Origin of the sequence: uncultured Chloroflexus sp. (genome assembly GCF_937951745.1) — a bacterium.
Taxonomy (GTDB): domain Bacteria; phylum Chloroflexota; class Chloroflexia; order Chloroflexales; family Chloroflexaceae; genus Chloroflexus.
In genome coordinates this window covers 1-18,251 of the sequence record NZ_CALFBQ010000011.1, presented here as the reverse complement: position 1 = coordinate 18,251, position 18,251 = coordinate 1, and the positions used below count along the sequence as shown (strand labels likewise).

Below are 18,251 nucleotides of genomic sequence, written 5' to 3'. Positions count from 1 at the left end.
ACCTCTGCCAATCGTTGGTTCAGAGGCTTGAACCGGCCTGCAGTTGACCGGACTGCAACAATTGTACTACATAATTAGCCGCTGCGGCGACGGAGGTGCGAACCGGCCCACACCAGCGCGAAGATCAGCGTACTGGCGAGCACAATCGCTGCACCAGAGGCAATGCTGAGATAATACGAGGCATAGAGGCCAACGACGCCGGCCAGCATTGCTAAGATTGCCGCTGCAATCATCATTGTATGCATGCGATAGGTGAAGAAAGCGGCAGTAGCTGGCGGAGTAACGAGAATTGCCAGTGTCAATGCGACGCCAACCGTCTGGATTGCAACCACAATTGCCACTGCTAGCATAGTCAAGAGCAAGAAATCGAAGAAGCGTACCGGCAAGCGCAACGTTGCCGCTAGCACCGGATCGAACGTAATCACCATCAGCTCTTTGTAAAACAGCGCAATCACCGCTAACACCGCCGCGCCAAACGCGGCGATCCGCCACAGATCGCTTTCGCTCACACCTAAAATATTCCCAAACAAAAAATGCGAGAGATCGACCGCCGAATTGCGCACGGTCGAAATGAGGGCTACGCCGAGCGCAAACATTGCTGCAAAAACAATGCCGATCGCGGTGTCTTCGCGCATACGCGCTGCCCGGCTCACCGCGCCAATCGAGAACGAGCTGACCAGTGCTGCACCCAAGGCCCACCAGAAGAGAGCACCCCGGTTAGCCCCATTCACTAAATAGCCGATCGCAATACCGGGCAATATGGTGTGAGCTAGGGCATCGCCTAAGAAGGCCATGCCGCGCAAGACGACATACACCCCGACGACCGCGCAAACGACTCCCACCAGCAGGGCAGCGATCAGCCCACGTTGCATAAAAGGGTAAGCAAGGGGAGTGGTAACAACCTCAATCATACAGTGTCATCCAGAGGTGGATTGCAGCAGGTGTCAGCCACCGTCAGCAGCCCATCACCACTGCTTTGCAGATGGAGATGACCGCCATAGGTGGCGACGAGATTGGCAGCGGTAAAAGCTTCGCGGGCTGGCGCATACGCAATCAGCCGGCGGTTCAGCAGCATCACCCGGTCAAAGTAACGAGCCGCTTGTTGCAAATCGTGCAACGCGGTCAAAATTGTCACCCCCTCAGCGCGTAAGGCGACTAGGGTGCGAAAGATTTCATCTTGGGAGGGAATATCCAGCCCCACCAGTGGCTCATCCATCAATAACAGGCGCGCCTCTTGGGCCAGCGCCCGCGCCAAAAAGACTCGTTGCTGCTGACCGCCCGACAACTGACCAATCTGGCGGTTGGCGAAGGCAGCCAGCCCGACTCGCTCAAGCGCCCGCTGCACCAATAGTCGGTCGTGACGTGATGGTCGGCGTAAGAGACCGATTCGCCCTACCCGCCCCATCAAGACCACATCACTGACCGAAACCGGAAAGCGCCAATCAACTTGCAACCGCTGCGGCACATACGCAATCATGTTTGGTTCAGCCCGCTCGACGCCGAAGATGCGAACCTCGCCAGCGGTAATCGGTTGCAGGCCGGCAATAACTTTCAGCAATGTGCTCTTGCCGGCGCCATTCGGGCCGACAATCGCAATCTGTTCACCAGCCTGAATATCGACTGAAACATCGCTCAGCGCCTCGATCTGGCGATAGCGCACCGTCAGATGGCGAATAGCGACAGCTATCGCGGTTGTCGCCGCTGCAGTTGTCGTCGATACAGTCAGTGATGGGACGGACATACGATATTCTCCGTCGCACAAAACAATACAGCGGGACGATGCATCGCATCGTCCCATGATTGTAAACTAGAAATCAATTACTCGCGCAGCGCATTCGCCATCTGCTGGACGTTGAAGCGCATATAGTCGATGTAAGTTGCCCCCGGCCCTGTGGCAGTAGTGAGCGACTCGGTCAATACTGGCACAATCTGAGCGCCGGTATCGCGAGCGATCTGCTCAGCCAGCTGTTGGTTAGCAATATCGCCAACAAAGATAGCCTTTACTCCTAGATCGGTGATTAGGTCTTGCAATGCAGCCAACTCTTGCGCCGACGGCGATGCATTGGTGCTTACACTGGGAATGATCGCGCCCACTTGCCGCAGTCCATACCGGTCTGCCATGTAGCCAAAGATGACGTGATCAGAGACGATCAGCCGACGTTCAGCAGGAATAGCGGCAAATTGCTCGGCAATCCAGCGATCAAGCTCATCAAGCTGGCGCTGATAGTCGGCAGCGCGCGCCGTGTAGATATCAGCGCCTGCCGGATCGATCCGGCTGAGGGTGGAAGCAATCAGATCAGCCCAAACCTTCACGTTGGTCGGATCAGTCCACGTATGGCCATCAACTGCACCGGCGGCATGGCTGTGCTCGTGGCCGTGTTCGTCGTCCTTCTTATCATCGTGGTCATGCTCGTCACCATGTTCATCATGCATATGGCCGCCCACCTCTTCCTCGCTCATTGTGCGCAAGGTAAGATTTTCCGACAATGACACAACTGTTGCCTGCGTTCCCGAACTCGCGATCAGGCGATCAAGGAATTCTTCGTAGCCGACACCAACCACGAAAATAGCTTTTGCCGCACTGATACGCGCAATATCTTGTGGGGTTGGTTCGTAATTATGCCCATCGGCGCCAATCGGCACAATCGTATCAACCTGCACCCGCTCACCGCCGATCTGACGCACCACATCGGCCACAATGCTGGTGCTGGCCATAACCATGATCGGTTCAGGCGCCGCAGTAGGCTGGCTGGCTGGGGCGCTGGTGGGTGCAGTAGTAGGTTGGCTGACCGGCGTGTTCGCAGGTGCGGCGGTAGGTTGGCTGACCGGCGTGTTTGCAGGTGCGGCGGTAGGTTGGCTCGCCGGGGTTTGGCCGCACGCCGTGATCAGCAGTATCGCGATGGCGATAACGGCTATGCGTTGTATCCATTTCATAGCATTTGCCTCCATGTAATGAAACATTGTTTCAAAAAAATTATGGCGTATATATGGGTAATTGTCAAATGGGGTGTTATCCGTAGAGACGTACAGTCGTGCGTTGCTGCCGTCGGTTTGCGGTGACGTGAGCGAGGTGATGGTGATCCCGTCGTAGAGACACACAGCCGTGCGTCGCCAAATGACCGTGTAGAGACGCACAGTCGTGCGTCTCTACAGGGATGACGTATATTTCAATCCACCGCAGTTACCGCATTATCAACGGGATGTATATCCGATATTGCGGTGCGGGCGGTGGCGTGACGGTGGTGACTGCCGTCGCTGTGGCGGTGGCCGTCGGGGTCGCCGTGGCGGTCGCGGTCGGGGTGGCCGTCGCCGTGGCGGTCGGCGTAGCCGTCGCCGTCGCCGTGGCCGTCGCCGTTGGTGTTGCGGTCGCGGTCGGGGTGGCGGTCGCCGTGGCGGTCGCCGTGGCGGTCGGTGTGGCGGTCGCCGTGGCGGTCGGCGTGGCGGTCGGCGTGGCCGTCGCCGTTGGTGTTGCGGTCGGTTCTGGGGTCGCGGTAGCTGTGGCGGTCGCCGTGGCGGTCGCCGTGGCGGTCGCCGTGGCGGTCGCGGTCGGGGTGGCCGTCGGGGTGGCCGTCGCCGTTGGTGTTGCGGTCGGTTCTGGGGTCGCTGTGGCCGTCGCCGTGGCGGTCGGGGTAGCCGTCGCCGTTGGTGTTGCGGTCGGTTCTGGGGTGGCGGTGGCGGTGGCGGTCGGGGTAGCCGTCGCCGTTGGTGTTGCGGTCGGTTCTGGGGTGGCGGTGGCGGTGGCGGTCGGGGTGGCCGTCGCCGTGGCGGTCGGGGTAAGTGTTGCTGTCGCTACCGGCGCAAAGTTGGCTACCAACACCCGATTACCAGTTGCTACAAAGCTATAGCTTGTTGTCGTCGCAACCACAGTTGCGCCTTCCGTCCAGTTGACGAAGCTGTAGCCGCTCGCCGGCGTCGCGTTAACCGTGATCACTGCGCCATGCGGGTAGGTGCCGCCGCCGCTGACCGTGCCGCTGCCGGGTGGTTCGCTGCTAACAGTGATCTGGTAGACTGGCCGAGCATCGATATGGATAGCGAATGCGTCGCGCGCGGCGAGCGTGTAATTGACAATCTGTCCGCTCCCGTTCACTTCAATCAACGCGCTGGCCGGGGCTGGCGTGGTCGTTCCCGGTAGCACACAGATGCCTCCCACGAAGTCGTATTTGGTGATGTCACAGTAGAACCCGGCTGGCAAGCTGGTCTGGTAAGTGGTCGTCGCTGCCGCCGCCGTGTTGTTGATGGCGACGAAGCCGCGGTTACCGCGTCCGAACGCGATGTGGTTGCTCGGCGCACCGCCGATGTTTTGCCAGTTGGTGATCGGCTGGCCGTGGGTGGTTTGGCGGAATTGCACCATATTGGCGATGCCCGGATGGCGGTGTTCGCAGACCCACCTGCCGAGATCGGTGCTCGTGACCGGGTTGGGATAGTTGCCTGAACAGTTGGCCGGGTAGTCGCTCGCTGTTTGGCCCGGCCCGTAGACTGGTCGGGTGTCGGCCCCCAACCCCGGCCCCCACGTTATGCCGCTATCGTTGCTACTCGGCGGGCCGAGGCTGTCGCCAGCGTTACTGTTGGGGTTAGTTGTCCAGTAGTAGCTCGACATTACCGACGGATGGCCGTAGGGCTGGGCTAAGGTGAAGATGTTGGCCAGCAGGTGGGCGCGCCCATCGCGGTGATCGACCACGCACGCGCCACCGGGGCCGTGGCCGCGCTGATTGTCGTGGTTGTCAACGAAAATCTGGGCGAACCGTGACGGCAACAGTCCGCCGGTGAAGTTTTGCAAGTTGCTGAGTGATCCGCCGCAGTTGAAATTCGTACCGATAGCATTGATGCTATAGGCAAACTCGGTCACGTCGCCGTAGGGGGTGTATTCCCAGTCTCGGATGCGCTCGGCGGGATCCATGTCAATCACTTCGCTGAAGATGTAGGGTTTCCCGCCGCCGGGCAGGGTGAGGCCATCAAGGATGGCGCCGATCTCGTGGGCGGCCATGTGCTTGGCAGCGTCGATGCGGAAGCCACGCACGCCGGCGTTGAGCAGCGCTTGCAGGTAGGCGCGCAGTTTGCTCTGCACCACCGGCTTGCCGGTGTCGAGGTCGGGCAGGCCGGCGAGTTGGCAGCGTTGCACCTGATTGCGATCCCGATAGTTAGTGATCAGACAATCCGGGTGGAAGTCGTCGGGCATGTATTGGGTGCCGTAGAACCGGCTGCCAGCCGGTTGCGAGCGGTATTGGCTGCCGGACGTACCGGTCGGTGGGCTGCCAACTTCGATGTCGGCCATGTGGTTGATCACGGCGTCAACGATCACCGCTACCCCGGCGCTGTTGCAGGCATTCACCATTTGCTGGAACTCGGCCCATGTGCCGCTGCGACTGGTGAATCGGCTGGTGTCATGCGTCACCGGTTGGTAGCGTGCCCACTATGGGAAGGCGTTGGCCGGGTTGCCGCCGAGATCGGCGGTGGGGACGATGTGCTCGTTCGGCGGCGAGACCTGTACGCCGGTGTAGCCCTTCTGACCGAGGAACGAGCATTCTTGCGCCACGTCAGTCCAGCGCCATTCAAACAGGTGAACGAAGACACCGCCATTCGGTTCGCTAGCGCTATCGTTGGCGGGGATGATCGTGATCTGCCCGTCACCTTGATCGTCGTCACCGGTAACTGAGATATTGTAGCTATCAACCTTCCACTTCCGCCCCGTTTCACTCGTCTTCTTGCAGTAGGCGGTAAAGCCATACGTGCCCGGTACGAGGCTCTCTAGTGTGGCTTTCGGGATGGTCGCACGATATTCATCATTGTTGCCAATATCGGTGTTGTATACCATTGGCAGGTCGCTCCACGGTTGGCCGTAGCGGCCCCAGTGCAAGAAGCACTCGATCCCGGCGCCTTGCCCAACTCCCGGTGTCACTCCCGCTTCGTAGACTTGCACGAAGACATCGAACCCGGCGGGTGCGAAGTCGCCTTCGTTGATGGCGTGCGCGACACCGCCGCGCGGGTACATCAATCCCACCCAGTCGATGGTGCTGGGCGGTTCGAGCGCTTGGGTCGAGACAAAGACTACCGTGGTGCGCGGTGGGATGGTGAAGGTGTCGGTGGTGTCGTTGAAACTTGCGGTAGCAATCACCGGATCGTCATCAACGCCATCAGTGTGCAATGGATGAAGACCAAAGCCGTTCGCATTGGGGATGGTGATGGTCTGGGTGATCGTGTTGGCGTTGAAGAAGACGAGAATGTTCTCCCAGTTCGGATCGAGATCAGGCGCAACTTCGTCTGACAATCTCATCACCAGCAACGCATCACGGCTGTTGTCGGTGTTGTAGTGGCTGACGCGCGCGTTGATGGCGGCTTCGGTGGTGAGGCGGAAGAGCGGCGAACTCATGCGCAGGCGCAACGTCTCGCGCATGTGAGCGGCAGCGAAGTTCATATTGCTGGGCGAGGGATCAAGCGCGGTGTTGGTCAACAACGGCGTCATAATGCTCCAGCGCGTGCTGTTATCCCACGCTGGTGGCAGGCCACGGCCAAAGTTGTTGGCGCTGCGATCCCAGTAGACCCGATTGAACCAATCGCCCGAATCGTAGCTGTTGCGGTCGAGCGATTTCGAGCGCAAGATATCTTGGCCCATGTGGAAGAAGGGAATGCCTTGGGCCAACCCAACCAAACTCACCCCCATGTTTTGGCTGCGCACGCGGTCGGTCATCGAGGTGACCGGAATATTGCTGCCGATCCAGCCCGGATTGCCGCTGCCATCGCCATTAGGCAATTTGAAGACGTTTTGATCAAAGAGGGTTTCGTTGTCGTGTTTTTCGACGTAGTTGATCGCCTCTTGCGGGTCGTCGGTAAACGGGTTACCCTGCCCGTTCCAGTCGGTGCCACTGCCGCGCAACGCCGAGCGGAGTGTATCCATCACGACGTGTAGATCGCTCTGGAATCGGTTAGGATAGTTGTAACCGTTCCAGTCGTAACTGAGGCCGTTGATAAACCCTTGCCGGCGAATGCCGATCGTGTCGGTGCTGTAGCCGCCGTGGGCCGCATCACGAATCACATCGTTAAACACACCAATGCCACTGCCGGTCATGTTGTGTTTGTGAGCGTAGCAGTGTGGGCAGATGGTCAACCCCTTGTCGCGGGCCGAACCGAAATCCCAGCCTTCACCGTAGAGATAGATCGTGTTGCCGTCAACGCCGTGCCCGCTCGGGGTGAGGGCTTGCAGGGCGGCGCGCACATTGAGCATATTTTGGCGGGTATGCAGATTCATTAAGTCAAAGCGGAAGCCATCGATCTTATACGCCGTGGCGAAGCGCACGACTGTATCAATCATGAGCTTCTCCATCATTGCGTACTCAGTTGCAGTATCGGCGCAGCACGACGATTGGTAGAGGTTGCCGTTGGTGTCGTAACGGTAGTAGTAGCCGGGCACGATCCGATCCAGCACCGACTTGTCGTCTTGCCCGCTGGCTGCCGTGTGGTTGTAGACCACATCCATCACTACGCGCAACCCATTCTGGTTGAGCGCCTGCACTAACTCGCGAAATTCAAGGATGCGCGCGACGCCGTCGGGGTTGGTGCTGTACGACCCTTCTGGTACACCGTAGTGGTAAGGATCGTACCCCCAGTTGAAGCTGTCGGTTTGGCGGGCCGCAGCGACTGCCGTTTGCGGGTTGGTCGAGGCGCGGTCAGTGGCCGGATTAAACGAGATGGTCGGTTCAGTGCGATCGGCAGGGTTCTCAATCACTGAAGCAATGTCAAACGTCGGCAAGAGATGGATATGGGTCAGACCAGCTTGCCGCAGTTGTAGCAGGTGGTTCATGCCGTTCGAGAGGGTCGGGTTCGGGTGTGGACCGGCTCCGTCGTAGGTAAAGGCACGGTAGGTACCACGATCAGCCAGTGCGACGGTGCTATCATTGGCGCTGAAGTCACGGATATGCACCTCGTAGATCACGATGTCTTCAGGATTGGCGAGCGCCGGTTTGCTCAGCGTATCCCAACCCGCCGGCTTCAGATCGGCATCGTCCAGATTAACGAACTGGCTGCGCACATCACCGGCGGCAGCGCCATCTTGCGAGAGGCTAACCGAGTAGGGATCGGTGACGAGGTTGGTAACGACGGTATCCACCGCTGGTACATACACTTCAACCGCAAATAAGTAGAACTGCCGGTCCCATGAAGCATCGCCGGTGATACTCCACACCCCGCTCGCCGGATCGAGCGTCATCGGATGATCGGTGTACGCGGTTGTTGTCGAAGTGGTAAAGCGACGCAGCGCAACTGACTGAGCTGTCGGCGCCCACAGCCGCACCGTGGGCACGTTTCCGCTGTAGCTTACGCCGAGTGTCTGTGAAGTAGCGTTGGCAGCGTACAGATCATCGAGCACACTCTGTATCTGCACCCGGGTAGCATCAATGCGATTACCTCCGCTGTCATACGCTGCCACAACGAGTTGGCCGCGCAGCAAGTGGCGGGCATTAGTGGCGTTCAGGCCGGTCAGTAGCCGAGTTAAGCCAGTTGCATTCGGGTTTTTGCCGTAGCCGATCACTGTGCCGCTGGCAGTTAACGGCACGTAACATGGCGCTGTTGGGGCGGGAAAACTACAGGCAGTTGCTTCGGCAGCGGTCGTTAGGCCACCGTCAGGATCGTAGAGCAGGCGGAAGCTCGCTGCCGGGCCACCGTTCCATGCAATGGTGTACAGATCGAGCCAGAGTGCGCGCGCTTGGGCCGGGGTAATCGTGCTTGGGCTGCTGCTGACAGTGTAGTTGTAATTACTACCGCCGTTGGTGTCGAAATTGATCGTCATCAGATCGGCGTCAGCGCCGGCAATCGCGCTCACATTCCCCGAACTGAAGATGTAGTAACTTACGGTCGTGCCGGCGGTTTGGGCCGGGATTGTTGCGCTGAATGACGTACCACTGCCGGCCATCTTCACCACCGTCGACGCCGTCCAATTACCGTTGACGGCGTAGCGCAGCCAGAGTGCCTGTTCAGCGGGAGGTGCGACGTTAGTGGTGGCAGTGATTGTCACCGCTTGCCCCGCAGTGGGTGTCGTAGGACTGCGGGTGACGCCGGTGATGGTGGCGGGGGCGGCGCTCAATTGGAATACCACTCCGCGCCCGCTGCCATCCCACTTAAAGACATAGTAGCTGCCGCTAATATGGTTGAAACGCAGATTGCGCTCGCCGCCGCCACCGGTGCTCAGTCCGCTGACGATTTGACCAAAGGTGATGGTGTTGGGGGCATCTTTGCCGAACCACTGGTTGGTTTGTTTGAAAAACTTAAATTCACTGCTGGAGTCGTTCGCGTCGGTGATTGGCCCACTGACGTAGATAAAGGTTCCGCCGAGACTGGCTGACATTGGCCACGGCGTGTTTCCCCAACTGTTGAGTTCGCCGCGCACCTCCTCGCCAGCGGCGGCAACCGGTAGGGGTACTAGCAACAGGAGCAGGCTGGAAATGATCGTGAGGGCAAAGAGCAGGCGGTGATGCACGACACAACCTCGTTTCTAGCGTGACTGAGCGGAGTGGCCTCGTTGGCACGTATGAGCCGATAACCGGGATTGCGTCCTATTATACTCGTTATTGGTTGTTTGTGCAACTGTATTGTTAACAACAATGGCTTGATTAGGAGACACAGGGGCTAAGTTGTCGTGGACTATCACTCGCGGATGATGGCTAGTGCAAATGCATCATTTGCTGGCGTGCAGAGCAATAGCCGGTATAGCTTTGCACGTGGCGCACTTTTCCAGTACGCGCGCAAGCGACGAGCACCAACGTTCACACGACGTGATTGACGCTTTAGCGGGGTACACTTGAACCTACTGTGACGAGCGGCACAAAGAGACGGAACCTAGCGCGGATTGTCGTCACCACAGCTTGCGCCGATTTCGTCGGATCATTCTGCGCAGTTACTGTGATCGTGGCCGTATCGGTATGAACGCCGGTCTGATCATCGGGGATAGTCACGGCTACGTGGAAGGTAGTGCTAGCACCGGCTGCAAGCGGCCCGATGGTTGCCGGCACATTCGTTGGCCAATGGTTACCGCTGACCGTCACAGTGAAAGTGGTGGCGGTACTTCCCCTGTTAGTCACGGTCAAGGTGTAGCTCACTGCTTCACCCGGCCGGCCGCTCAGGGTCGTTGAGGCCGGCATCAACCTTGGGCCGGTGGCCGCTTCTATCTCTGCATGTACAAGGGTGATCGACCATGGCGCAAATGTGACCGTCAGGTTTCCCTCTGTGGCTTGAAGTGTGCGAGGCGGTTCGCCAAGCGTCGCCGAAGGATTCGCGACACCGTTGTAGGTGACGCTCTGCGCCGTTGGTGAGTCAGTGCGCACTTCGTAAGCACTGCCACCAACGATTGTCTCACCGTCTGCTGTAACGGTAGCGGTGATCGGTCGCGCCATTTTGTTGATAACCAGCAGTGACAGCGTGGTCGCGTTGACTCGTCCGGCGTAGACGGCTGCTTCACTAGCGGAATTGAGAGATGTGGTAACGGGCAGCATGTGCGTACCGAACCGCGCCCACAGCGGGTAGACGTAGTAGTGCGGTGCGCGGTAGAAGTTATTATCTTCGTGCAGCAGGCCGTACTCGGTGCCGTTGCTGGCTCGCCCGTTGGCTAAATCCCACTGAGTAAATATGGTATACCCGTGCTGAATTGCCTGCCCGATTGAATCGGCCAAGAACAGCGCATTGATCGCTCGTGTCATCAATTGCGCGTTGTCTTGATCTTGCATTGCAACGAGGTTGTATTCGGTGACGGCAATCGGCGCGCGTCGTCCGCTAGCCAACGCATCGAAGGCGGCGTTGATGGCTGTTCGGATGGTACGGAAATGCTCTTGCGGCTTTGCGAGGATAGCAGCGTATCCAGTCGCATTATTGGCAGGTGGGTAATCATACGGATAGGGGTGAATCGCGTAAAAATCGAGCGCGTCACCGGCGGCGGCGATGACTTTGTTGCCCCAGTTGTTGTAGTTCTGCCAACTTGGATTATGAGGATCGCCGGGGTTTTCAAACCCAACTGCACCAACCAAGATGGTCGGATCTACTGCTCGCATTGCGGCGCGAAACTCCAGATAGCCCTCACGCCGCTGTGCGCCGCTTCCTTTCCCCAGCACGTACTCTGTGCCATCGCACGTCCAGACCTCTTCCCAGCCCCAAGGCTGACACAGCCCACCGCCGGTAGTGGGTTTCCCGCCGTAGATTTCGTTGCCGAACTCCCACAGTTTGATACCAACCGGCTCTGGATAGCCGCGCGCAGCACGTAACTGCGCCCAATAACTAACTGTGCGCCAGTCGGTGCCCCGCACATCCACCCCGATGGGGCGATGATCGTTCACATCACCGTTGAAAAAGGCAACCAGCGCCGCCGCTTCCTTAGAGGTACCGTTGGGGTTGACCACCCATAACCCTTGGGTGCCGGTCGCACGCAGAAAAGCGATCACGTCGGATGGTCGCGCGGCCCAAAACCAATCAGAACAGGGAACCGCGCCGGGCTGATTCTGGCCTAGCTCACAGCTCAACCAGCCGTAGCGGTTGCTCCAACTACCGCCCGGCAAGCGCAAGAGGCGAATGCCAGCGGCGGCAGTATAGGTGCGAAAGGTTTCATTCGCGAGTTTTGTCGGATTCAACCATACAGGTAAGTTAGACCCCAAGAGGTAGGGACTAATCGGTATCGTGTTGCCGTCGGTTTGGATGCGAATGGTGGCCGAGACGCCGGGTTCTGGCGGCGGTTCTGTCCCGGCCAGCAGATGCAAATCGTCGAGGTAAAAGGTTGCTTGCCCGCTGTTTACCGCACTCTGAAAGGCGATTGAGCCTAAGAAACCACCTGCTACATTCAGATCGGCCAAGGGGATGGTCACAACCCGCCATTCACCTGCGACCGGGCCGCCGGGCAGGTAGGTGGTGAGGTCTACTTGATTGGTCGGATAGTTAGTGCCAGTGCCAACCTGCACCCGAATCTGTTGCCCGCCAGCGCTGCCGCCGTGGATAGCAAAGCGCAATGCGGTATAGCCGGCGAGGGAGATATTGCCGCCGGGTCGCACCAGCCACAGGGCGCCCCAGTTGCCGGGCTGGTAGGTCACCGCGATGGCATGGGCGCTGCCGCCGTGCGTCGGCGATGAGGTCGTGAGGTTCACCGTGGTTTGAAACGACCAATTCTGAAATGCCGGATCGAGAGTGTCACTGTAAACGACAGCGTCACCGTTCGCCAGTGACAAACCTGCCGTTGGTTGCAGGAGCACAACGAACAATGCCACGAGCAGCCCGTAGGTAACCGTAGTCCGACGGAGATGAGATACAGGTGATGTGGGCATATCGTTGTCCTCTTGTGGTCACATTGGTAAACGAACTGTTACCTTCGTGCGAAGGTGTTATTCCACCAAATCGATACTTCGTATTGTAAGGGTTCGCCGTACCAAAACCTACTGAGAGTCAGGAAGGGTGACGGAGCGTGTGCGTGATCCAGCCCAACGTAGAGGAAGTGCAATGCACCGTGTCTGATAAGTGCGGTTGGGTATAGTGTGGAAGGGTTAGGCTTCAGCGCGCTGCATCTTCCTCTTGTCAAGGTGTATCTCGTTGTCGAAGCTGAGAAGCAGCGGACAAGCTAGCCGTTCTTGAGATCAGCGAAACTTCCTTCGCAGTGCGAGCGCGGACCCGCGCAATGCCGCCCGTGCTGGCAAACCATATCGGTTGTCACCGGCTACGACTAGGCAGCAGGCGGGTAGGGTGCGTGGTGAGATAGTATGAGAGTGTTTTTCAAATATGCATTCCTTGTTCGGCTAGCCAAGTTATAAGAATTGATAGTTGTGCTTGAAAATATTCGGGGGCTAGCCAAGCTAACAACCCTACACCGACAAACGGTAGCAAAGTCGCAGGCCACCCTATGCGAGGCCGATAATGTAACAGCCGCAACCACCCCCACGTGCATAGTGGGAGAAAGGCGACGATGGTACGAAAGACCGTTGTCGATTCAGGCAACAGTCGTCCTATCGTCCACATCAGGATTACAGTTACTCCTATCCAAGTGACAATTCTTACCATCTTCGGCCAGCGCCGGTACAATTGTGACCATATCCAACATAGAAACGGCAAAAGCAATGCCAGCAGAGCCAAATCGAGGGCTGCTTGGCCGGTGAAGGTCTTCCATCCTTCGTACCATATACTTCGGGTGCGTTCAGCGATCCACCACAGGGCACCTCCCCACAATACGACTCGTGCGACGTTCCGAGAATGTGGCCAGCGTTGACGAGCCTGATGCCAAGTCCAAACGGCTAACGGTAGGACGAACACGAGTAGTGCCGGATCGAAACGAAGAGGAACATCCCCCCATATGGTTTGCCACTTATCGCCCCATAGCGAGCGGGTGCGATCCAGAATAAGCCACATAATGCTACCAGTAAGGAGCAAGTTGGGAATGACACATATCTTTGCCCAACGACGGCTGACTTGGTTCCAACCCCACAGCGTGATGGGAGTTAGGCTAATAGTCAGGATAGGGGCGACTGCAAAGGGCAGGCCGGCCATCCAGTGGTACCACGTAGCGAGCCAAGCCGGCTGGGTATGATAGGCAGTCAATCCTAGCATCCCGCCAAAGATGAGCAGATTGAAGATAGTGAAAAGCAACGGCCAGCGAACTTGTCCCTTTTGCCACAGCCATATTCCTAACGGCAAAAGCAATATGAGCCAGCCGGTGACTTGGGGTAATACTGGCACTGGTCTGACCCACGTTTCCCAGAGTGGTTGCCATTCAGTCCAAACACGCAGCAGCAGGAAGCAAGCAATGGCTCCTAACACCAACAAGTTCAGTGGTTGAAAGAAGCGTGGCCAGCGTTGGGTGCCTAGTACCCACACCCAAATTAGTGTGGGTAGAACTGCCGAAAGGAGTGGAAGGTTACCTATGAGGGGAATACCAGTGGTAAGCCGAAACCACGTGGGTTGCCATTGAGAGCTAGTTAATTGAGCAGCAATCCACAATCCACCACCAACCAGCACAGTGTTGATTGGCATAAAAATCATTGGTTGTCGAACAGTAAGCCATACCCATCCCCACAAGGCTGGTACGAACGCAACTCCGATGAGTTGTACCTTCCAATCAAAACCGGCCAGATATAGTCCATTACCTACAGCAGCCATTCCAATCAGCAGGTGGATGACTAGCATAGTGCGGGGAAACCGCTCTACGAGGAAGAGCCAGCCCTTGAGTAACCCAATCAAGATGTAAACCGCAAGTATGACTACGTGGATAGCAAGTATGGCTCCAAGGATAAGCAGAAGACCCACTGCCCCCATATCTCCGGAAAAAACTTCCCCATTACTCTTTCCATCACTCTTTCTATAATAAAAAATCTTGGGACGATACAAAATCTTATGTCCGTCTGAAAAAATTATATCACCGCGAGAGTCCCTCGCTACTTCAGGTAGAAAATCATCTTTGGGTCTATAAGTATCTTGAAGTAAGCCAAGAAGGCCTGCGAGATGGTATCTTCCATCTGGGCCTCTTTTATAGATATAGCCGTCCTCATCAACTAGGGTATCGTCGCGTCCTGACATCTTGCACTCTCCTGTGGAATGTTGCTCGATGCGGTTATACAGACAAAACCCCTCCAGATACATTCGCGACGCCCAACGGTATGTATGTTATGACATGCCTTCCCTACTTTCTCACACCCACCAAAAATCTATCTGATCCTGTTACGATCAATGTTCCCTTGACTTTGGGCCACAGCTCAGGTTGTTGGGGAATGCAGATTTCACCGGCGGTAATTTCATCGACAGTGTATTGACTATTGCAAATGTTCAATTCAATAAAATCATCATCTGCCCGAATAACGAGTTTAAGGTTCTCGCCGTTCCGTAGTTGTTAGAGTAGCCCCCCATCTTAGCCTACTTCTAAGCAATCGGATGAACCGGGTGATAACCCTTTCCACTAGTACGAACCATCGGGTTGTAATGCCCAGTCTCTTACCTTGTGACACGTCCAATGGTCGCCTACGCTCGTTGAATAGTCGTTTGCTCTTGGGGCTGGAACAGCATCAATTCCAAATGTCGGTACTAAATAAAGACTAGTTCCAGATATGATCAAAATAATACCAATAAGAGCAGATCCAAATCGGTTGAATTCATTCATTTCGATTTTAACCACTCCATCTGTTTTCTCACGAAAGTGAGGAGCAGAAATACAATACTACCAATAACAAGAATCGAAGGCAGTGGGGTATCTTTCAAGGTCTGGAGTAGCCCTACCAAATCTCCTTACTGGGTCAGTCGGTTAATGACATTCGCTCAGACGTCAAGTTATTGAACAGAAGCTTGTGCCGGACGGCTCAATACTGAGCAAGGAACCGGGCTGTATATATCTTGGTTTAAATTGTAGTATAGCCATCAAACCAATCTATGACAATATTGGTAAATGTCAACATGGCTTGCTTTTTCTCGAATTGGATCCAAGTTACTACTTTTATGAAAGACGTTCTAATTCTTCAAGCTACATTGTCATTACCACCGCAAACCGTGCATATGTACTGCTCCGATGAGATAATCTGTAGGTTTTTTACAAGTAATTGTCATAACATTTCCGATTCACTCACCTATCTGCAAGGAGAGAGGATAGTAAGACCCATTTGTAAAATACGTGGTAGCTGCTTTGATGTATATGCTTTGGTACCTCGTGCCTTTCCCTTCGCCAGAGTCGTAAGGTTGTAGTAGGATGGCGCTAATTATATACAAAGCCGGTTGGGACGCTATTCTCTGTCAGCTTCCGCCGCTTGCCTTAATGCCAAAAAGACTTCTTTTAGAGGCGGACTCACTGCACTATCTGGTTCGCTCAATACAAGACTTTGGTAGGAGTCCAAAAATTTAGCTCGTGATCTGTGGAAAAAATGTAAAAAATGACGTAGAAAGCCTATGCAATCAAGTACGGCAATCTCAGTTCCACCAGTTTCTTCATAGCATCTTGCCGCATAAGACTTGACTTCATCGCTAATATCATCGGTGGTGATAAAGATATAGTTATGTATCCTATTAGTAGTCGAAGCAATCTTTTCAAGCGCACGGTTAATATCATTAACAGTCACTTGTTTCAATTTCATCTCATACACCGTTACTACGTGGTCATCATTCTTGAGACATACTTCCACATCTCCTAGGGAACCCGTTTGTTCATCAGCGGCGTTATGACTATGTAATGGCAATATGCGCTCACCAAGTTTTTCTTCCACAGAATAATAAGCTGCAGCCACAATCAAAACGGGCAATCTGCTAGAGTTTTTACACTGGAGGTGTTGTTTAATCAAATTGATAATCTCTTCAGATGATAGGGGTAACGTATTTTCAGATGAAAATCCAGCAAGTAAGGTATTGATTCTTGTCTGCTTCTCTTCTCGCATAAGCAGTAGTATACGCACTAATTCAGTTAATAAATCTTCTGCTGTTACTTTCTTTTGATAAACGTCATCAAGTAATTGTAGAGTCGCTTTGTACACTTGCCGAGGTCTTCCTACCAAATCTAAATCTGTCGTAAGAGGTCTGTCTAAATTGCGAAATGCAGGGGTAAGAAAAGCGGTTGTTGAGTTTAATGGCAAATGATTTTTATTAACTGAGTAATGTACTTTTCATCATAAGAGCGACCAGAGAAAGCATCAGAGTCGCGGATTTCAGTATATGGCTTCCGAGGATCAACCTCTGGTCGATCTATTTTAGCTAATAGGCAAGCCATGAGGAGTCTCGCACATGCCCGATTGCTAATCTGGCGGCATACATACTCAACCCGTGAGCGAATATCATCGTCTGAAAGAACTGGCGTGGTTATATCTGCCGAAGCACGTCTCAGGATTTTTGAAAGAATCTCGTCAGGTCTGCTCATTGCTCTATCCTAAAATAGCGTTTTGGAGTTGACTGTTTTGGGGTCGTAATTTGTCCACAGAATCTCTGTTCGCTCGTCTTTGGTTGAGTGTATTGTTTTAGTTGGAGCGATGTTCTTGTACCACTTTGGAGAAGGATATAGCTCGTTCATTAAGTCACAATCATAACCTGAAATAGCCACAAGACCTTGAACCGAATCTAATACTGATGCTAGCTCACAGTGTTCTTCATCACTCATTTCGTAGGCATAAGCATTATTGTCACCCCGTGTGTCATGAATATATGGAGGATCACAATAAAAAAGTGTGCTTGGTGAATCATACAAACGTATGACATCGATAGCAGGCCTGTTTTCAATTTGCACACGCAATAAGCGCAGCGCTATATCTGGTAGGTCTTCAACGGCACCGAGCCAACGAGATACAGCGCCTGCCATCCCTGCTCGGCTGGTGTTTTTACAATTGGCCCATCGTCCTAGCGTTGCAGATTGAGCCAAACCTGTTCGAACTTGACGGGCACGAACATAAAATCTTCTTGCACGTTCAATCGGGTCTAATGATGGGTCTATCTTACAAGCTATTGCAAATTCTTCCCGCGAAAAAGGCGTGAGTCCAATTGCCCTTATCAAACGTTCTGGCTCATCTCTCAAGACTCGGAAGAAGTTTGCAACTTCACCGTCAATGTCATTGTATGTTTCTATAGGTGAGGGATCGCGATTCAACAAAACAGCAGCCGAACCACTAAATGGCTCGCAATAATGATGGCAGGCAGGGAGAAGGGGAAGGAGCCAATCAAGGTGTGAAAATTTTCCGCCATACCACCCAAATGCTATAATTCGCGTTTTGCTTGGCTTGATGACTGGTGAGATTGTGCTGTTTCTTCTCATGGACTTATTACTGCCTCTAGATGAGATTGCTCCTGCTGCTATTATAGAGCTGATAGTACACCGTTGCAAACCAATCTCTTGAAAAGTGAGGCAGACCACATGCTTCACCTAGATTTAGCTGCAAACTATCTCAAGCCGATTCTAGTCGGCTGTTGTTGCTGGATAATCCACCCAAGACCGCAAACAACATACGACTGTTTGACTAGGACGCCATTCAGCAGTACGCTCATCGCATCGAGGAAAGCTATCGCTTCTCCTGCCACCCATAAGAGCGCACATCGTCTCTCTCTGCTTGTGCCACGTTCCACGCTGACGAGCTAGTGGCACCGGCCGCAATCATCCATCCACCGACTAGCCATATTGCCGTGAATGAGACCAACTGATAGGCGACTACGCCATCCGGGCGCCGAGCCGACCGTTGGTTAGTATGATGCCAATAACCGAGTCGTCGCCGGGGCTGTACCGTCACCTCACATATATCACAAGCGTCCTACGGTTCAAGCATCTGAATCTGCTCCGGTGCAGTGACGAA

General features: G+C 54.8%; 9 protein-coding genes. All 9 read right to left on the bottom strand.

Translation table 11 applies throughout. The features are described 5' to 3' along the window. Window positions 1–74: 74 nt before the first annotated feature. The 9 genes from Q1A59_RS04145 to Q1A59_RS04105 all read right to left on the bottom strand — a co-directional run bounded on the left by Q1A59_RS04145 (window position 75) and on the right by Q1A59_RS04105 (window position 17,719). The gene (locus tag Q1A59_RS04145; protein ID WP_298407435.1) at window positions 75–911 is read right to left on the bottom strand and encodes a metal ABC transporter permease; all 837 of its coding nucleotides are present in this window, start codon (window positions 909–911) and stop codon (window positions 75–77) included. After that, the gene (locus tag Q1A59_RS04140) at window positions 908–1,741 is read right to left on the bottom strand and encodes a metal ABC transporter ATP-binding protein (protein WP_298407433.1); all 834 of its coding nucleotides are present in this window, start codon (window positions 1,739–1,741) and stop codon (window positions 908–910) included. Before Q1A59_RS04140 ends, Q1A59_RS04145 begins: the two co-directional genes overlap by 4 nt. 77 nt (window positions 1,742–1,818) lie before the next feature. Further along, a complete protein-coding gene (locus tag Q1A59_RS04135; RefSeq protein ID WP_298407430.1) occupies window positions 1,819–2,934 on the bottom strand; it encodes a metal ABC transporter solute-binding protein, Zn/Mn family in 1,116 nt (371 codons plus the stop codon). Between the two features lie 247 nt (window positions 2,935–3,181). Further along, on the bottom strand, window positions 3,182–5,392 hold the full coding sequence (locus Q1A59_RS04130) for an alpha-amylase family glycosyl hydrolase (RefSeq protein ID WP_299644000.1): 2,211 nt from the start codon (window positions 5,390–5,392) through the stop codon (window positions 3,182–3,184). An 18-nt stretch (window positions 5,393–5,410) separates the two neighbouring features. Next, a complete protein-coding gene (gene pulA, locus Q1A59_RS04125; protein WP_299643997.1) occupies window positions 5,411–9,466 on the bottom strand; it encodes a pullulanase-type alpha-1,6-glucosidase in 4,056 nt (1,351 codons plus the stop codon). A gap of 307 nt (window positions 9,467–9,773) precedes the next feature. Then, window positions 9,774–12,287: a hypothetical protein gene (locus Q1A59_RS04120; protein WP_298407424.1), complete on the bottom strand. Its 2,514-nt coding sequence runs from the start codon at window positions 12,285–12,287 to the stop codon at window positions 9,774–9,776. 442 nt (window positions 12,288–12,729) lie between these two features. Next, a complete protein-coding gene (locus Q1A59_RS04115) occupies window positions 12,730–14,187 on the bottom strand; it encodes a hypothetical protein (RefSeq protein WP_298407421.1) in 1,458 nt (485 codons plus the stop codon). Window positions 14,188–15,713: 1,526 nt separating this feature from the next. Next, a complete protein-coding gene (locus tag Q1A59_RS04110; protein ID WP_298490430.1) occupies window positions 15,714–16,454 on the bottom strand; it encodes a restriction endonuclease, SacI family in 741 nt (246 codons plus the stop codon). Window positions 16,455–16,843: 389 nt separating this feature from the next. Continuing rightward, complete coding sequence (locus Q1A59_RS04105) at window positions 16,844–17,719, bottom strand: DNA adenine methylase (protein WP_367280891.1); 876 nt, start codon at window positions 17,717–17,719, stop codon at window positions 16,844–16,846. Window positions 17,720–18,251: the final 532 nt, after the last annotated feature.